At 67.7% G+C, this 15,636-nt stretch carries 19 protein-coding genes; 5 read left to right on the top strand and 14 right to left on the bottom strand.

Going from position 1 to position 15,636, the window contains the following annotated elements; translation table 11 throughout:
- Positions 1-141: integrase core domain-containing protein (locus ACT6S0_RS21320; protein ID WP_444763202.1), on the top strand; the 141-nt coding region annotated here is incomplete at its 5' end.
- A gap of 335 nt (positions 142-476) precedes the next feature.
- Here the strand turns inward: ACT6S0_RS21320 and ACT6S0_RS21325 are convergent.
- From ACT6S0_RS21325 to ACT6S0_RS21350, 6 genes are all read right to left on the bottom strand, one after another.
- Complete coding sequence (locus ACT6S0_RS21325; protein ID WP_444765774.1) at positions 477-974, bottom strand: hypothetical protein; 498 nt, start codon at positions 972-974, stop codon at positions 477-479.
- Between the two features lie 2 nt (positions 975-976).
- Positions 977-2,623 carry a replication endonuclease gene (locus ACT6S0_RS21330; RefSeq protein WP_444765775.1) on the bottom strand — a complete coding sequence of 549 codons (1,647 nt, stop codon included), beginning with the start codon at positions 2,621-2,623 and terminating at the stop codon, positions 977-979.
- Positions 2,620-2,853, bottom strand: a complete 234-nt coding sequence (locus ACT6S0_RS21335) for a hypothetical protein (protein ID WP_444765776.1) — start codon at positions 2,851-2,853, stop codon at positions 2,620-2,622. Before ACT6S0_RS21335 ends, ACT6S0_RS21330 begins: the two co-directional genes overlap by 4 nt.
- On the bottom strand, positions 2,840-3,166 hold the full coding sequence (locus ACT6S0_RS21340) for a hypothetical protein (protein ID WP_444765777.1): 327 nt from the start codon (positions 3,164-3,166) through the stop codon (positions 2,840-2,842). The genes ACT6S0_RS21335 and ACT6S0_RS21340 overlap by 14 nt, the downstream gene beginning before the upstream one ends.
- A gap of 63 nt (positions 3,167-3,229) precedes the next feature.
- Positions 3,230-3,946: a hypothetical protein gene (locus ACT6S0_RS21345; RefSeq protein ID WP_444765778.1), complete on the bottom strand. Its 717-nt coding sequence runs from the start codon at positions 3,944-3,946 to the stop codon at positions 3,230-3,232.
- A 104-nt stretch (positions 3,947-4,050) separates the two neighbouring features.
- Positions 4,051-4,734 (bottom strand): helix-turn-helix domain-containing protein, encoded by a 684-nt coding sequence (locus ACT6S0_RS21350; protein ID WP_444765779.1) that lies wholly within the window; start codon positions 4,732-4,734, stop codon positions 4,051-4,053.
- A 166-nt stretch (positions 4,735-4,900) separates the two neighbouring features.
- Here ACT6S0_RS21350 and ACT6S0_RS21355 point away from each other — a divergent pair, with 166 nt between their 5' ends.
- On the top strand, positions 4,901-5,689 hold the full coding sequence (locus ACT6S0_RS21355) for a hypothetical protein (protein WP_444765780.1): 789 nt from the start codon (positions 4,901-4,903) through the stop codon (positions 5,687-5,689).
- A gap of 441 nt (positions 5,690-6,130) precedes the next feature.
- Here the strand turns inward: ACT6S0_RS21355 and ACT6S0_RS21360 are convergent, their stop codons facing one another.
- The 4 genes from ACT6S0_RS21360 to ACT6S0_RS21375 are packed head-to-tail and all read right to left on the bottom strand — an operon-like array spanning position 6,131 to position 10,338.
- A complete protein-coding gene (locus tag ACT6S0_RS21360; protein ID WP_444765781.1) occupies positions 6,131-6,436 on the bottom strand; it encodes a hypothetical protein in 306 nt (101 codons plus the stop codon).
- Positions 6,433-9,027 carry a cbb3-type cytochrome c oxidase subunit I gene (locus ACT6S0_RS21365; protein WP_444765782.1) on the bottom strand — a complete coding sequence of 865 codons (2,595 nt, stop codon included), beginning with the start codon at positions 9,025-9,027 and terminating at the stop codon, positions 6,433-6,435. The genes ACT6S0_RS21360 and ACT6S0_RS21365 overlap by 4 nt, the downstream gene beginning before the upstream one ends.
- Positions 9,027-10,007, bottom strand: coding sequence for a cytochrome c oxidase subunit II (coxB, locus tag ACT6S0_RS21370; protein ID WP_444765783.1), 981 nt, complete (start codon positions 10,005-10,007; stop codon positions 9,027-9,029). Before coxB ends, ACT6S0_RS21365 begins: the two co-directional genes overlap by 1 nt.
- Positions 9,970-10,338 (bottom strand): c-type cytochrome, encoded by a 369-nt coding sequence (locus ACT6S0_RS21375; protein ID WP_444765784.1) that lies wholly within the window; start codon positions 10,336-10,338, stop codon positions 9,970-9,972. The genes coxB and ACT6S0_RS21375 overlap by 38 nt, the downstream gene beginning before the upstream one ends.
- Before the next feature lie 19 nt (positions 10,339-10,357).
- On the opposite strand from ACT6S0_RS21375, the gene ACT6S0_RS21380 reads away from it, so the two are divergent.
- Positions 10,358-11,020, top strand: coding sequence for a c-type cytochrome (locus ACT6S0_RS21380; protein WP_444765785.1), 663 nt, complete (start codon positions 10,358-10,360; stop codon positions 11,018-11,020).
- Here ACT6S0_RS21380 and ACT6S0_RS21385 read toward each other — a convergent pair.
- Both ACT6S0_RS21385 and ACT6S0_RS21390 read right to left on the bottom strand, forming a co-directional pair.
- Positions 10,944-11,606: a cytochrome b gene (locus ACT6S0_RS21385; protein WP_444765786.1), complete on the bottom strand. Its 663-nt coding sequence runs from the start codon at positions 11,604-11,606 to the stop codon at positions 10,944-10,946. The genes ACT6S0_RS21380 and ACT6S0_RS21385 overlap by 77 nt on opposite strands.
- Positions 11,603-12,367, bottom strand: coding sequence for a cytochrome c oxidase assembly protein (locus tag ACT6S0_RS21390; RefSeq protein WP_444765787.1), 765 nt, complete (start codon positions 12,365-12,367; stop codon positions 11,603-11,605). The genes ACT6S0_RS21385 and ACT6S0_RS21390 overlap by 4 nt, the downstream gene beginning before the upstream one ends.
- A 165-nt stretch (positions 12,368-12,532) precedes the next feature.
- On the opposite strand from ACT6S0_RS21390, the gene ACT6S0_RS21395 reads away from it, so the two are divergent.
- Entirely contained in the window at positions 12,533-12,919 is a 387-nt protein-coding gene (locus ACT6S0_RS21395) for a DUF2231 domain-containing protein (protein WP_444765788.1), read from the top strand.
- Complete coding sequence (locus tag ACT6S0_RS21400; RefSeq protein WP_444765789.1) at positions 12,916-14,274, top strand: PQQ-dependent sugar dehydrogenase; 1,359 nt, start codon at positions 12,916-12,918, stop codon at positions 14,272-14,274. Before ACT6S0_RS21395 ends, ACT6S0_RS21400 begins: the two co-directional genes overlap by 4 nt.
- Before the next feature lie 12 nt (positions 14,275-14,286).
- On the opposite strand, the gene ACT6S0_RS21405 is transcribed toward ACT6S0_RS21400, so the two are convergent.
- A complete protein-coding gene (locus ACT6S0_RS21405; protein WP_444765790.1) occupies positions 14,287-15,027 on the bottom strand; it encodes a response regulator in 741 nt (246 codons plus the stop codon).
- Positions 15,020-15,636, bottom strand: a 617-nt coding sequence (locus ACT6S0_RS21410; RefSeq protein ID WP_444765791.1) for an ATP-binding protein, incomplete at its 5' end; no start/stop codon positions are given. The genes ACT6S0_RS21405 and ACT6S0_RS21410, both read right to left, overlap by 8 nt.

The following is a 15,636-nucleotide window of genomic DNA, read 5'->3' on the forward strand; positions in this document are numbered from 1 at the left end:
AGCTCCGACGTCCGCGCCGCTGAGCTTGCGCCCTGGATGCAGCACTACAACTTCCATCGCCCTCACTCTGCCACCGGCCACAAACCTCCCGCCTCACGGCTGGGGTTTGAGGTGAACAACGTCCTGAGAAACTACAGCTAGCGCGTCCTGCACCAGCCGGCGCGCCAGCAGCTTGATGAGCTGGTGGCGGGCGGATGCCTGCAGGTCGGACGACGGTGGCGAATGCATGGTACGGGCGGCGCTCTTTCAAGCGCGCTTGATCGGCTTCGAGCGGCGGGCGTAGGTGGCAGCTCGCCGCGCGCGCGATGTGAGGCTATCGCGCTCCTTCAGGCGGCTCAGATGGCGACGCAGCCTGGCCCCGTTGATCTCGACAGAGAAGGCGCGGACTAGGCAGAAATCGGCCTGTCCAGCAATGCGGCGGTTTTCTCGTGTTTTCATGGTGCCTTAGGGGGTAGGTTCTGGTTCGGTTGAACCGGTCAGTTCGACTGGGAAAACCGGGCGGTTTCCCCATGAGAAACCGGAGCAACTGCGATGGGTTCATTGCGGTTTTCCGGCGCGGTAGGACCGGCAGCCGGCGGCGTTGTGGGCTCGGTTGCCACGCCTTGCGCAGGATCGTTGGCCGACCCGAATTCGCCGATCTGGCCCAGGCGGGCGAGCTTGGCGCTGGCTTTGTCCAGCTCGGTTCTCAGGTGGAACGCGAGCGCGGCTTGAGCCCGCGCGTCGTTCTCAGCCCGGCTATGCACGTCGGCACGCCCCCACCTTGTGGCGAAGAACAAGGCCAGCAGTGCGGCGCGTGGGGCCTCTCCAGCCACAAGCCACCTCTGCGCGGTTCTAGGCGACACGCCCAGGGCTTTGGCCAGGGCGCGCGGGGATGGGTTGCAAATGTCGTCCAGCATTTCTGCGAGGGGAGGCGTGTGCTTCGGCAAGAAGAACAGCAGTCCGTCGCGCTGCTTTGGCTTTGGTCGTTTGGCCATGGTCAGGCGCCCCCTTCGGCTGAGGTTCTTGCGCCATCTGGCGGGGGCGCTACGCTGCGCGCCGGCTGATCTCCAATGGCCTCGTCTCGCACCGGGTAGCGGTGCCCGGTGCGGGACACTTCTTCTGCCTCTCTGGCGTCCCCCCATACATCCATCCCCTCGGGCAGTGCGTCCGGGAAAAGTCCTTCTAAATCAAGGACTGCGGAGTTATTGATTCGAGTCCAAGGGGGGCAAAGCCCCTCGCTTGCGCTCACCCCCGCCGCGCTCGCGGCACTGGTTTTCGGGCGCGGCTCGATGCGCCAGGTGTCGCAACGCGTGGTGATCTGCAGCACGCCGCCGAGGTCGCCGCCTTCAACGCGCACGCCCTGGACGGCCTTCGTTGTTTCGCCGCGATAGCGCGTGCTGGGCCGCTCGGCGTACTCAACGGCCAGGCGCAGGCCGTGGACCTCGGTGGTCGCCAGCCAGCCGGCGTAGTCGTTGGCCTTGCAGACCGCGTGCAGCGCGGGCAGGGCCTCGCCTGGCAACGTGTCGCCGGCCACACGGAAGAACTCCCGCGTCGGCGTGATGGGCGGCACGCCGAAGAACTGGAATTGCCGGATGTTCCAGACGCGCGCCCACGCGATCTGCCGGCGCGCGGCGCTGTTTCCGTCCTGACTGGTTTCGCTGTCGCCGTCCACGCCGTGGCCGTCGATGCTCTTGGAGACGTACTTTGCAACGTAGGCGACCGCGCTGCCCTTGGTGGGGTCGATGCGCTCGACGGTGAAGCGGCGCTCCTGCGCGCCTCGCTCGTTCGGGCTGTCGCGCAGCGCGTAGCCGCGCATCAGGGTGACGAAGCTGTCGGCCTTCGCAGCGTCGATGAAGGCCAGCATGTGCCAGTGCGGGCAGGCGTCGTGATGGGGCTCCACCACGCGCAGGCCGTAGGCGTTCAGGCCCTGGTGCGCTGCTGCGCGCATCGCACGGCCCCAGACCTGGCACAGGTAGCGGTGAGCACGGGTCGGGAACCATCGGCCGTCATAGACCGGGTTGGGCACCCCTGACGCCTTCAGGCGCGGGTGCATCCGGCTCGGGCAAGTGAGGGTGAGGAACAGCCCGACATGGCCGCGTGCCGTCGCGCTGGTCTCGATGCCCTTTATGCGGGCCATGAGGGCGCTGCGGCGATGTGCCGGGTTGGCGAGGCTGGCCGCGATCAGCTCGGGCATCGACACCGATTCCCCCGTGGTCTGGTTGATCGCTTCCAGCGCGGCCATCTGCTCAGCCATGCGCGCGGCGTGGCGTTGGTGCCGCCGCAGCGCCTTGGCGGACACGTAGGGCGAGGCGTGCGCGTGCACCGCGCCACGCTGGATGGCGGTCAGCTCCACCGCCTTGAAGCGGTAGCGCAGCGAGCGGCGCCAGAAGCCGGCATCGCACATGCGGTTGATGCGCTCGGCCAGGCCTGCTTTGTTGGGCATGCGGATGGCGTGGCGCTTGGCGATGGCGCGCAGGCTGCGCAGCACGGCGGCATCGTCGGTGCCGTTGCGCTCCCACAGGTCGGCCAGTCGGCGCACCGAGCCGGCCGCCTTTTCGGCCTGGTCGCGAATGTCGTCGTCGGAAAGGTCGAAGCGCTCGGCCAGGCGCCCGAGGTTGGGCGGCGTTGTCGGTGCTGGGCTCATGCGTCCGCTCCTGCACTGTCGGCGGCATCGGCGGCGCTCAGCAGGCCGGCCGCCACTTGGCGAGCCGCTGTGGTCGTGAGCTGGCATCGGGCCGAGACGCCCTCGGCCAACAGGTGGACCCACACGGCCGCCTCGGGTGTTTCGCCAGGCTGGTCGGCCTCGAATCGGTACACCCGCAGCTCTGCGGCACCGAACCGCGGTTGCACTCGCGCAGCTTCAATGGGCGACATGGCGGCCTCCCAGTGAGCTGGCGTAGTGGAAGGCGCGCAGCTCGACCCGCACGCCCGTCACGTCGATCAAGTCTTGCGCCAGTGCGGCGGCCTGGTCTTCGGCGAGGCGCATCGCGCCCTCGACGTTGGGGCATGTCTTGAAGGAGGCGTGCAGCAGGTCCAGCCTGCGCAGGTAGGCCCGGTAGTCGGGCAGCCACAGCACGCACGGCATCGGTTGCAGCTTGTGGGTCTGCTTGCCGGTTGAATTAACGGTCTGCAGTTGTGCAAAGAGAGGGGCAGCCCATGCGGCGGCCTCAGCTTGAAAGCTTTTCATGGCGATCTCCAGTGGGTAAGCGGAAGGCCGGATGTGGCGGTGAGCCGGCGCCCCGCGAGGGCGTCAGGTCAGGCCGAGGGCGTGGGCTAGCGAGCCCGTCACGGACGGCTGCTTGCGCTGGGCGATGGCGGCCTTGTCGCCCTTCACCGCACGGTGTGCCGTCGCCTGGCTTCGGTGCAGCAGGTCCGCATGCGTCTTCGGCTTGGCGCCACCGGTCAGCACCTTGTCATCAGGCGTGCCGCCCAGGTCTCGGCCGAACAGGCGAGCCCACATGGCGCCGTTCTCCGCAAGCAGCTTCAATGCCTCGACGTGCGTCAGCTCAGACTTTTCGTTGAAGGCATCGAGGAACCCGGCGCCGACAGGCTGCTTCAGGAGGGACTCGACCTTTTCTTCGTTGGCCTCGATCAGGTCCAGCACTTGGCCCATCTCGTCTTCATCGCGGATCGCGATGCGCATGTGGTGGATGGCCGTCTTCTGGTGGCGGCCGGCTGCGGGCTGGCCTTCTTCGTCGTCGTCACCGACGACACCGCCAGGGAAGACAGCACCGCTGCCCTTGGCCTTGGCAGCCGGCTCTTCGAAGCGATAGCCGTGCTGCTCATAGAAGTCGCGCAGAGCCTGCAGGAACTCGACGTCCGGCATGTAGTTGCCAGCCTCGAAGCGCTTGATCTTGTGGGCTGGAAGGGTGGAATCTTCAGCCGCCTTGGCTTGGCTGAAGCCGAGGTAGTTGCGGGCGGCACGCGACAGCTCGGGGGTGAGAGGAAGCGGGGAAAAGTCAAACATATGAACTCCAGTTGTTGTCAAACTCGACAACTGGACTATAGGAGTTCCGATGCCAAAAAGAACACCATCTCGACAATCGATGTCGAGAATGGCGACATTTCCGCCTACTCTTCAGGGTCGGGGTAGGTCTGCTCGCCGCCGACCACCTCCCCTTCGTCATCAAAGCGCAGCTTTGTGCCGATATTGATCCGCAGCTCGCGGGAGAGGCGCTGCGCTAGCTCGTTGAGTGGCAGCCCATCAAACTCGGCATCCTCCATGTCGCCAAAAGCGCCGCGGATAGTGGCCAGAGCCTCAGGAGCCACAAGCCCCGCCATGCCACGCAGCCCGGCTAGTCGCACATCGCCGAGGTGATGGCCGCCGAGAGACATTGCCAGGCTGAGCAGCGCGTCCTTTTCATGCTCTTTGAGCGCCATGACGACAAACGCGACTTGCAGGGCTTTCACAAGCTGGCGACGCTTGCCGCGGAGCATTTCGGCTCCGGCATGTGCCGTCTGGAAAGGGTGCTCAGAACCGAAAAGGAGGTGGTTTGGGCTGACGTAGAGCGTCTCGCAAATGATGCGCAGCTCCCGGGTGCCTGGTCTTGAGGTTCCCGCCTCATACCCGATCAGCGCTGTCCGGGAGATGCCCTTCTCCTCGTGATCGACCCATTTCGATCTCACGCTCACCTGCTGTTGCGTGAGATTTTTCGCTTCTCGTGCCTCCCGGATGCGTCGTCCGATGGCTGCGTCACTGGTGTCCGAAGCGAGTTCCCTTGACGGCGGTGCTGAGGGCTCAGTGTTGGGCGGCATTCTCGGATTGTGTCAGTCGAACGGCCCTACCTAGCCCTGTCGAGGCTCCCGGCCTTCGGCCTCTCCTGGGGTGCCCCCAGACCCGGAAATACACGTCTTGATGAAGGCGGCCCGCCACGGAGTGCGGTGCTCCAGCCAGAATTCGCGGACGCAACCAGGGACTCAAGTGGCGACTCCAGAATCGATTTCAAAGCTGATTCAAACCAGCGGCAACAGCTTCCATGCCAAGGTAGCCCGCTGGCTGCAGGCGAACGGGTGGCATACGCAGATCAGCCCCTACTACATGGATCAAACGCAGGACAAGGCTCGGGAGCTAGACCTCGTAGCCGAGAAGCTATGGCCTATTCAAGACCACTTCGGCAACCGCTTCGGAGACGTAGTCATACGCCTCTTTGTCGAGTGCAAGTTCGTAGCGGCCGAAGCTGTATTTTGGTTCACGCAAAAAGACGTCCCGGCGGTTCAACGACTGGTGTATTCCACGCCACCGTTCCGCGAGAACAACCTCTACACGCAAAAGCACCACTACCTTTCCACCAGCCCTAAGGTAGCCAAGCTGTTTTCCTCGGCCAACGGCAAAGGTACGGAGAACGAGCCGTTCTACAAGGCGCTGAACCAGGCGCTCAATGGCACTGTTGCCATGCGTGATCAGCCGCCGAACCATCCTGACTTGCCCACTTGGGGTGGCAGGCACCGTATCGTTACGCTGAACTACCCGCTGGTTGTTTGTAGCTCCTTTGACCAGCTTTTTGGCGTTGACTTCCTTGCTGATAGTGACCCGTGGCCGATCAGCGACAACTTCCAGCTTGAAGTCCAGTACGCCTACTTTGATAACGCAGCAAAAGCGAGGAACGAGCTTTTCCTTCTTGACTTCGTAGACTTCGGCAAGCTGGACCAGTTCGAGGCTGACATAGATAAGGAGGCGAAAGCCGCCGCGTATCTGGCTACGGTCAGCTGATCCTCAAAAGGTGATGCGTCTCCGGGAAGCATTGCGCCCCCCCGCAACCAAGAAATAATGAGTCCTGACAAGGACTTAGCAAGGCCCGCCAAGTGCGGGCTTTGTTGTTTCTGCGGGCTATGGCCCATCTGTGGCCCATCCTTGGCCCACGTGTAGCCCGCAGTACCGCCGAACTACGATCTTTTAACCGTTGGGCTCACGGCCCGCGAGACCGACGGCTTGATGACCGTCATGCCTGCGCGTGACCGGGCGCGCCTACGGACGGCCTGGCTCACTTGGGGAAATGCAGGCGTTTCCGGGAAGAATTGCGCGCCCCCCGCAACCAAGAAATTAACAGTCCTGTGAAGGACTTAGCAAAGCCCGCCCAGCGCGGGCTTTGTCATTGTTGGCAGGCTGTGGCGGGGTCTGTGTCGTCACAAGACTAGCCGCGCGGCCTTTCTCTCAAGGCAAAAAGATGACCGAGGGCAGGGCGCTGAAGAGCACCGCCGCAGTGGCAATCGCGATGGCGCCCTGCGCGAAGCGGTAGTGCCAGCCCGGCAGTTCGCCAGCGGCGTGCCGGGCGCGCATTCGCCAGACATGTGCGCCGACCGCGAGCAGCGCGATGGCTGTGGCGGCCCAGGCCACCGCGTTGGCGGTCCAATGACGAGGCCAGATCTCGGCCGCTGCCCAGCACACCATGAAGTGCACGAACCAGATGGTGAAGGCAGTGACGATCGGTCGCCAACCGGGCAAGGTCAGCGCCGTCACGCGGCGCCCCACGGGAGCAGGCGCGGCAGCAGCAAGGCGGCGGTGCCTTGCAGTGCGGCGTAGATGAATAGCAGGCGCAGCGCTTCAAGCGTCTTGTTGGCCGGGCCTGGCGCCAGCCCGCGCATCCAGCGCAGCGCGTAGTAGAAGGCCGACAGCACCACCGCCGTCACGATGGCGCCATGCCAGGCCAGCATGGCGTAGATCGCTGCGCCCTGGGCGCTGGCGTCGCCACGCAGCCCGGCGTTCCACCAGGCCAGCACATCCATGGCCTGCGCCGCGACCAGGCACAGCATGCTCAGCGTCATCAGTGCGGCGCTGACCCCGCTGCCGCGCTTGAGCCTGGCCAGCAAGGGCCGGGCGGCATAGGCGAAGCCTGCCGATGCGCCCAGCAGCAACAAGCCCGGCACCATGACGTCTCGGGGCGCCGCCACGCGCCACCAATCGGGGTGGGCGCCGTACAGGTAGAGGTAGGCGAACATCGCCATCAGGAAGATCATGCCCAGCACGATGTCGAGCAGCACGGCCGCCCACCAGCCGTGCGAGGCCGGGCCGGCCACATAGGTCGGCAGAAGGATGCCGCCGCCCGCGTCGACCTCCTTTTGCGCGATGTGCCGGTCGTTGCCCCAGACCCAGCGCATCAGGCAGAACACGGTCAGCACGCCGCAGATGGCGCTCAGCGTCATCGCCTTGACCGTCAGCAGCAGGAAGAAGCCGGCGGTGAACAGCGCCGCCAGCATGGGCCACCAGGACGGGCCGGGCATGATCTGCACGTACTGCGGCTCGGCCCGCAAGGTGCTGGTGATCAGCGTCTCGCGCGCCCCGGTGGCGCTGCCGGGCAGGAAGTAGCGCCCGGCCTCGACGTCCCCGGCCATCCGCGGGTCGGCCCACAGCGGCTCCAGGTCGTTGACCACGGGAATGGAGCGCACGCCGTAGTTGCCGGCCGACAGCCACTCCAGCGTGCCGCCGTTGAACACGTTGCGGGCACTGCCGCCGCTGCCGGCGCGTGCGTAGCAGCGGACCGCGTCGATCAGGAACAGCAACACCCCGGCCGCCATGATGAAGGCGCCCACCGTTGACACCATGTTCGGCAGGTCCCAGTCGCGGTCCGGCAGGTAGGTGTTGACGCGCCGCGGCATGCCCATCAACCCGCTCAGATGCATGGGCAGGAAGGTGACATGCACGCCGACGAAGCTGAGCCAGAACACCCAGCGGCCCAGCCTCTCGGACAGTTGACGGCCATTGATCATCGGCGTCCAGTAGTAGAGGCCGGCGAGCAGCGGGAACACCATGCCGCCGATCAGCACATAGTGGAAGTGGGCGACGACGAAATAGGTGTCATGAGCCTGGCCGTCGAAGGCCACCATGCCCACCATCACGCCGGTGAGCCCCCCCATCACGAAGATGAGGATGCCACCGACGAGAAAGAGCGAGGGCACGTTGCGCTGCACCTTGCCCGACGCGAGCGTGCAGATCCACGCGAACACCTGGGCGCCGGCCGGAATGGCGACTGCCATCGACGCGGCCGAGAAATAGCCCGCCGACAGCTCGGGCAGGCCCACGGTGAACATGTGGTGGGCCCACACGCCGAAGCTGATGAAGCCGGTGGCGATCATCGCCAGCACGACCAGCTCGTGGCCGACGAGCTTCTTCTGCGCGACCGTGACGATCATGGTCGACACCATGGCCGAGGCGGGGATGAAGATGATGTAGACGTCGGGGTGGCCGAAGAACCAGAACAGGTGCTGATACAGCAGCGGGTCGCCACCGCGTGTGGCGTCGAACAGCGGCCAGTTGAAGGCGCGTTCCAGCTCCAGCAGGAAGGTCACCATGATCATCGCCGGGAAGGCCAGGATGATCATGACGCCGAAGATCAGCACGGCCCAGGCGTAGACCGGCATCTTCGCCAGCGTCATGCCCGGAGCGCGGGTGCGCAGCACGCCGACGATGAGCTCGATGGCGCCGGCGATCGCGCTGATCTCGATGAAGCCGATGCCCAGCAGCCAGAAGTCGGCGTTGATGCCTTTGGAGTAGACGCCCGAGCTCAGCGGCGGGTACATGAACCAGCCGTCGGACGGCGCCAGGCTGAAGAGGATCGAGCTGAAGAAGACCACGCCGCCGATGGCGTAGGCCCAGTACGAGAAGGCCGACAGGCGTGGGAACGGCAGGTCGCGCGCGGCCACCATCTGTGGCAGCAGCAGCACGGCGATGGCCTCGACGGCGGGCACGGCGAACAGGAACATCATCACCGAGCCGTGCATGGTGAACAGCTGGTTGTAGGTCTCCTGCGGCACGACGCCGGCCAGCGGCGCGGCCAGCTGCACGCGCATCACCAGCGACAAGATGCCGGCGGCGACAAAGAAGCCGAAGGCCGTGACGATGAACAGGAAGCCGATGAAGTTGTTGTTGACGGCGCTGAAGCCGCGCCAGCCCTTTGGCGTTTCCCAGACCTTCTGCAAGGCCTCGAACTCTTCCGGCGGGCGCTCGCCCTGCGTTGGAAAGCGTTCGTAGAGCCGTGCGTCGAAGCCGGTCTCCGACGGCCCGGCCGCTGCATCGCGGACGGCACCCGCCACGCCGGGGCTGGCGCGGTTCATCACTGCAGGGATTCCATATAGGCCGCCAGCGCATTGAGCTCGTCGGCCGGCAGGGAGCGGTAGGACGGCATGCGGTTGTTCGGCTTGATCGACTGGCTGTCGCCGATCCAGCCCACCAGCGTGCCGCGCGTGTTGGGCAGGATGCCGGCGCCCAGCGACCGGCGGGCGCCGACGAAAGTCAGGTCAGGCCCGGACAGGCCTTGCGCCGTGGTACCGGCGACGCGGTGGCAGGCCGCGCAGCCGACCTCGCTGAACAGCTGTTTGCCGCGCAGCGCCTCGACGCTGACCGGCGTCGTCGGCAACGGTTGCAGGCGCGCGTCCAGCCAGCGTTGCCAGTCGGCGGCCTCGTGCGCGACGACGACGAAGCCCATCAGAGAATGCGCGCCACCGCAGAACTCGGCGCATTGCCCGCCGTAGCTGCCCGCCTTGTCGGCCTGCAGCTTGAGCCGGTTGGTGCGGCCCGGGATCATGTCCATCTTGCCGCCGAGCTTGGGCACCCAGAAGCTGTGGATCACGTCCTCGGACACCATGTCGATGACGACCGGACGACCGACCGGGATGTGCAGCTCATTGGCATCGGCCAGCACCTCGCGGCCGGCAGCATCGAGGTAGGTCACGCGCCACCAGTAGTTGTTGCCGGCCACGCGCATGCGCAGCTCGTCGCCCTGGATCGCCGTCAGCCCGCGCGTGACGGTCAAGCCCCAGGCCAGCAGCAGCAAAAGCACGCCCGCCGGGATGATGAGCCCGAACCACCGGACGACGCGCTCCCCGCCGAGCTTGGCGCGCAGCTCGTCGCTGCCGTACAGCGCCACCCACATCGCCGCGCAGACGAGCAGGAAGATCAGCGAGACGAGCGCGATCAGCACCCAGGCCAGCGTGGTGACCGTGTTGGACAACGGCCCCTGCGGGTCGAGCACCGGCGGGGGCCAGCCGCTCAGGGCCTCAGCGAGGCTTGAGCGTGAGGAGATAGGCTGTGACATCGCGCGCTTCCTGGTCGGTCATCGGTGTGGTGGGCATGGCCGTTCCGGGTACCAGGGCCGGGGCGTCCCTGACGAATTGCATCAGCACCCCGGGCTTGATGGGCAGCCGCCCGGCGATCAGGTTCTGGCGGGCGAAGTTCTCCAGCGACGGCCCGAGCCCGCCGCGCGGCCACCTGACGTCCGGGAAGCTGTGGCAGGCCACACAGCCCTTGTCTGCCACCAGCTGCCGGCCCCGGCTGGCGTCCGCATTGCCCAGTGTCGGGGTCCGGTCCGGCGGGCCGCCGCAGGCCACCAGGCCCGCACAGGCCAGCACCAGGCACCCACTTGCCAAGAGAGATGATTCAGCCGCCATGCGCAGACCGCCCATCGTTCAAAAGTTCGCCGGCCTTCTGATGTGGCTGGCGCTGGCCACGGCCTGCACGGACCGCATGGCTCCCAGCGACGACCGCTGGGGCGGCAGCGGCGAACTCATCGCGATGAGCGGCGGCGAAGGTGGCGCGCGCTATGCCTGCGTCAGCTGCCACGGCGCGCGCGGCGAGGGCAACGGCTTCGACGCGCCACGCCTGGCCGGCCTGCCGGCGGGCTATCTGCAAAAGCAGATGGAGGACTACGCGGCCGGCCTGCGGCCGCACGAGGTGATGGGCGACGTGGCGCGCTTTCTCGACAGCCATGAGCGCGTGCAGGTGGCCGGCTACTACGCCGCGCTGCCGCCGCGCGCCATGCCGCCCGCCAGCCGCGAGGCCATCGCTGCGGCGACCCCGGCGCTGTATGTCCGGGCCTGCCAGCAATGCCATGGTGCCGATGGCGCCGGCACCGAGCTGGGGCCTCCGCTGAACGCTCAGCCGGCCTTCTACCTCGCCCAGCAATTGCAGGACTGGCAGGTGGCCAAGCGCCGCAATGACGGCGGCCACGCGATGCTGAAGGTGGCGCAGCAACTCAAGCCCGGGGAGGTTCATCAGCTGAGCCTGTATCTGGCGCAGATCCCACCACCCCCGGCTTCTGCGGCCCGTTGAGGTCGAACATCGAAGGCAGCACGCGGTCGCGCTTGACCAGGTAGTGCAGCACCGCCGCACCAGCATGGCCGGGGATGGCCAGCAACGTGATCCAGACGATCCAGAAGTGCGCCACCGCGGCCCAGCGCATCAGGCGCTGCTGCAGGTCTTCGGACAACTGGTCAAAGGGCAGATTGGGAAACGGGACCACGCCGGCGACGGACAGCGGCAGGTCGCTGGGCAGGGTGGACCACATCACCCAGCCGCTGATCGGCAACGCGAAGAAGCTGAAATAAAACCAGGCCTGCAGCAGCCGGCTGGCCCGCCCGGCCAGGGAGTTCTCGTCGACGTTTTGCGGACCGGCGATCTGGCCGCGCCACAAGAAGCGCAGCGTGCCCAGCATCATGATCGTCAGCCCGACCTGCGCATGGGTCTGGTAGCCCAGGTACTTGTCGCCGCCCGCTGGCTGCCAGCTCAAGTACCAACCATGGGCCAGCTGGAACATCATCATCACCGCCATGACCCAGTGGAAGGTCACGCCGATGGGCGAATACAGACCGCGCCGGTTGTAGCCCTCGGCCCACTCGATGGTGGCGATGAGATTCATGCCGGCTTGATGTCCGGCTCACGCGCCCGCTCGGCGCGCATCCAGCGCCAGCCGATCCACATCGCCGCCACCAGATAGGCGATGCTGCCCGGCGCCCACATCGTGAGGCCGGCGAGCTGCTGGTCAGCCAGCGGCGCGACGCGCCAGCTCAGCGTCGAGGCGAAATGCGGGGCGTACAACGGCCGCGCGGCGAAGGTGAGCAGCGCGCCCAGCAGCCCCATCTGCACCGTGGTCGCCAGGATGGCGCCCATCGCCGCCGCCGGCGCGGCCCGCCGTACCGCGAGCCAGAAGACCGTGGCGCTGGCCAGCAGCGTCAGCTGCATCAGCGCGTAGACAACGGTCGACGACAGCGCCGCCGCATACGGCGCGGGCGCATGCCAGGTCCAGAAGCACGCGGCGGCCACGGCGGTGCTGGACCACAGCGGCGTCGGCAGGCGGCTCAGCCCGCCTTGCAGGCCATGGGCCAGCAGCGGCGCCACCCCCAGCACCAGGGCGATGTGATGGACCACCCGGACGGTGAAGAAGGTCGAACTCAGCGCGCACAGCGGCGACACGTAGAGCACCACCACCGCAGCCCAGGCCAGCCGAAGACTGCAGCGCTGCCCGGTCGTTGCGAACGGCCCCGGCGCAGGGCGCCACAGCGCCACGGCCAGCAGCAGCAGGCAGGCGCCAAGTACCGGGTCCAGGTTCCAGCGGCTCAGCCAGGCCTCGGGGCCGGGCGCCTCTCCGCAATAGGGGATCCACCTTCTGGCTTCATCCACGTCGTGGTCTCCACATGAGCATGCACAGCGCCGGCGGCAGTGTTTTGCCGCAAAAATTGCGGCAGCTTGCGCTCAACAGGCTCGCCCATGCGGCCCACCGGCAGGCGCCCATGGCAAATTGGCTGCCCGCCGCTCAGCCCGGCATCGCATTTGCCCTTTGGCGGCATGCATGCCGTCATCGCCTTCGCCGCGCTGCCGCTGTTCCTCGGGGCGCTCCTCAGCGACTGGGCCTACAGCAACAGCTTCCAGGTTCAATGGACCAACTTCGCATCCTGGCTGGTCGCCGCGGGCCTGGTGCTTGCGGGCGTTGCGCTGCTGTGGGGCCTGGTGGACCTGCTGCTGCGCTCGCGCGCGACGCGGGATCGGCGTGGCGTGGTCTACCTGCTGTTGCTGCTCGCGACCTGCGTGCTCGGGTTCTTCAATGCGCTGGTGCATGCCAGGGACGGCTGGGCGGCGATGCCCACGGGGCTGATCCTGTCGGTCGTGGTGGTGGTGCTCGCGGCCGCCGCCAGCGCGCTCGGCCTGGCGGGTCTGCGCTGGAGATCGGCATGACAGCGCGGGTGCTGCGTTTTGCCGGGGGCGCCGTGGTGCTCGCCCTGCTCGGTGCCGCCTTCGTCGTTGCGCAGACCGGCCCGGCCGCCGAACAGTACGGCGCCAACCCCCAGCTGCCGCCGCCCGAGCGCGGGCTGCTGCCCGACATGCGCATCGCCGAGCCGGCCGGGTGGGGCGATCGCCGCCCCACCGTCCCGCAGGGATGGGCGATCCAGGCCATCGCCACCGACCTGAAAATCCCGCGCCAGACGCTGGTCCTGCCCAACGGCGACATCCTCGTGGCCGAAGGCAAAGGCGGCGGTGCCCCGGTGCTGACGCCCAAGGACTACATCGCCGGCTTCATCAAGGCCAAGGGCATCACGCCGGTCAAGGGGGGCAACCGGCTGACGCTGCTGCGCGATGCCGACGGCGACGGCACCTACGAGGGCCGCTGGGTCTACGCCGAGAACCTCAATGCGCCCTATGGGCTGGCGCTGGTCGGCGACCGGTTGTATGTGGCCAACCAGGACGCGCTGGTGCGGCTGGACTACGTCGCCGGCCAGACCCGCGCCGTCGCGGCGCCGGTGACCGTGGCCAAGCTGCCGTCCGCGATCAACCACCACTGGACCAAGGCGCTGACCGCCGATGCCGAAGGCCGCTATCTCTACGTCGGCATCGGCTCCAACAGCAACGTCGGCGAGCGCGGCATGGCCATCGAGGAGAACCGTGCCCTGGTCTGGCAGGTGGACGCCAGCACCGGCGCCACGCGGCCGTTCGCGACCGGCCTGCGCAACCCCACGGCCCTGGCCTTCGAGCCGGGCAGCCGCCAGCTCTGGACGGTGGTGAACGAGCGCGACGAACTCGGGCCCGACCTGGTGCCCGACTACCTGACCTCGGTGCGCGAAGGCGCGTTCTACGGCTGGCCCTATGCGTACTGGGGCCCGAATGCCGACCGCCGTGTGCAGCCGCAGGACGACCACAAGGTCCGGATCACCGTGAAGCCGGACTATGCGCTGCAGTCGCATTCGGCGCCGCTCGGGCTGTCGTTCGTTCAGCCGGGCGCCGCGGCGCCTTTCGCCCAGGGCGCCTACGTCGGCATGCACGGCAGTTGGAACCGCAAGCAGCCGGTCGGCTACAAGGTGATCTTCGTGCCCTTCACGAACGGCCGCCCCAGCGGCCCGCCGGTGGACTTCGTCACCGGCTTCCAGGCCGACGGCAAGACCATGGGCCGGCCGGTCGGCGTCACGGTCGACCCCAAGGGCGCGGTGATCGTCGCCGACGACCTGTCCAACACGATCTGGCGCGTGACGCCAGCGGCGGCCAGCTTGCCAGGGGCGGCAAGCGCGCCTGCAGCGGCGAGCGCGCCGGCCGGCTGAAGCCGCGGGCGCCTAGGCGTCGAAGCGGTAGCCCACGCCGTAGATCGCGCGGATGCACTCGCCCGCGCCGGCATGTTGCAGCTTGCGGCGCAGGTTCTTCACGTGGCTGTCGACGGCGCGCTCGGTGACCGCGCGACCGTCGTCGTGCAACTGCCCCAGCAGCTGGGCGCGTGAGTAGACCCGGCCCGGCTGCGTGGCCAGCGTGCGCAGCAGGCGGAACTCGATGGGCGTCAGGTCCAGGGCCTGGCCCGACCAGTTCGCGCGCCAGCCGGCGTCGTCGATCTGCAGCGGCAGGGCGATCCCGGCGTCCGCGGGTGGCACCGGATGATGCGCGCCGCCGCCGCCGCCGCCGCCGCCGCGGCTGCGCCGCAGCACCGCCTTGACCCGCGCCATCACCTCGCGCGGGCTGTAGGGGTTCTTGGCGATGTAGTCGTCGGCACCCAGCTCCAGGCCCAGCAGGCGGTCCGTCTCGTCGGCGCGTGCGGTCAGCATGACGATGGGTACGCTGCTGCGCGCGCGGATCTCGCGGCACAGGCTCAGGCCGTCCAGCCCCGGCAGCATCAGGTCCAGCAGGATCAGTTCATGGCGGCGCGCGGTCCACGCCGGCAGCACGTCGCGGCCGTCGGTCACGCATTCCGGCTCGTGGCCGGCGGCGCGCAGGTAGTCGGCCAGCAGGGCCGACAGCTTGGGCTCGTCCTCCACCACCAGCACGCGCGCGGGGCCGGTGTCCAGCGGCAGTGAAGCCTCAGCCATGGCTGGGCAGTTCCACGCGCAGCCACAGGCCGCCCAGCGGCGACGGCCGCGCCTCAATGCGCCCCTCATGCGCCTGCACGATGCGCTGGCAGATCGACAGGCCAAGTCCGGCCCCGCCGCTGCGCCGGCTGCGCGAAGCCTCGGCGCGGAAGAAGCGCTCGAACAGGCGCGGCAGCTGCTCGGGCGTCACGCCGGGCGCGGAGTCCTGCACGTCGATGACGGCATGTGCCCCTTCGCGCCGGGCGCTGATGCGCAGCGCGCCGCCGGCCTCGGTGTAGCGGCAGCTGTTCTCCAGCAGGTTGCTGAAGAGCTGGCGCAGCCGGCGCTCGTCGCCGAAGGCGGGCAGGGGCTGGTCGGGCAGCTCCAGCTGCAGGGCCAGGCCGCTGCCGTTGATGCGCTCGCGGAAGGCGCCGGCGGTGCCGTCGATCAGCGTGCGCAGGTCGAGGTCGGTCTTGCGATAGGACAGGGCGCCGACATCCGCCAGCGACAGCTCGTGGAGGTCGTCCACGAGCTTGTGCAGGGTCGCCACCTCGCCCTGCAGCGAGCGCAGCGCCTGGGCGTCGAGGCGGCGCACGCCATCCTCCAGCGCCTCCAGCTCGCCGTGCATCA

Source organism: Roseateles sp. (genome assembly GCF_052436255.1).
Classification (GTDB): Bacteria; Pseudomonadota; Gammaproteobacteria; order Burkholderiales; family Burkholderiaceae_C; genus Pelomonas.

Coding starts and splice junctions, on each gene's coding strand:
- ACT6S0_RS21350 (WP_444765779.1), bottom strand. CDS start 4,734: ATGCCGCCCAACACTGAGCCCTCAGCACCGCCGTCAAGGGAACTCGCT.
- coxB (WP_444765783.1), bottom strand. CDS start 10,007: ATGTCACAGCCTATCTCCTCACGCTCAAGCCTCGCTGAGGCCCTGAGC.
- ACT6S0_RS21335 (WP_444765776.1), bottom strand. CDS start 2,853: ATGTCGCCCATTGAAGCTGCGCGAGTGCAACCGCGGTTCGGTGCCGCA.
- ACT6S0_RS21385 (WP_444765786.1), bottom strand. CDS start 11,606: ATGAATCTCATCGCCACCATCGAGTGGGCCGAGGGCTACAACCGGCGC.
- ACT6S0_RS21330 (WP_444765775.1), bottom strand. CDS start 2,623: ATGAGCCCAGCACCGACAACGCCGCCCAACCTCGGGCGCCTGGCCGAG.
- ACT6S0_RS21340 (WP_444765777.1), bottom strand. CDS start 3,166: ATGAAAAGCTTTCAAGCTGAGGCCGCCGCATGGGCTGCCCCTCTCTTT.
- ACT6S0_RS21380 (WP_444765785.1), top strand. CDS start 10,358: ATGCGCAGACCGCCCATCGTTCAAAAGTTCGCCGGCCTTCTGATGTGG.
- ACT6S0_RS21405 (WP_444765790.1), bottom strand. CDS start 15,027: ATGGCTGAGGCTTCACTGCCGCTGGACACCGGCCCCGCGCGCGTGCTG.
- ACT6S0_RS21325 (WP_444765774.1), bottom strand. CDS start 974: ATGGCCAAACGACCAAAGCCAAAGCAGCGCGACGGACTGCTGTTCTTC.
- ACT6S0_RS21345 (WP_444765778.1), bottom strand. CDS start 3,946: ATGTTTGACTTTTCCCCGCTTCCTCTCACCCCCGAGCTGTCGCGTGCC.
- ACT6S0_RS21395 (WP_444765788.1), top strand. CDS start 12,533: ATGCATGCCGTCATCGCCTTCGCCGCGCTGCCGCTGTTCCTCGGGGCG.
- ACT6S0_RS21400 (WP_444765789.1), top strand. CDS start 12,916: ATGACAGCGCGGGTGCTGCGTTTTGCCGGGGGCGCCGTGGTGCTCGCC.
- ACT6S0_RS21365 (WP_444765782.1), bottom strand. CDS start 9,027: ATGAACCGCGCCAGCCCCGGCGTGGCGGGTGCCGTCCGCGATGCAGCG.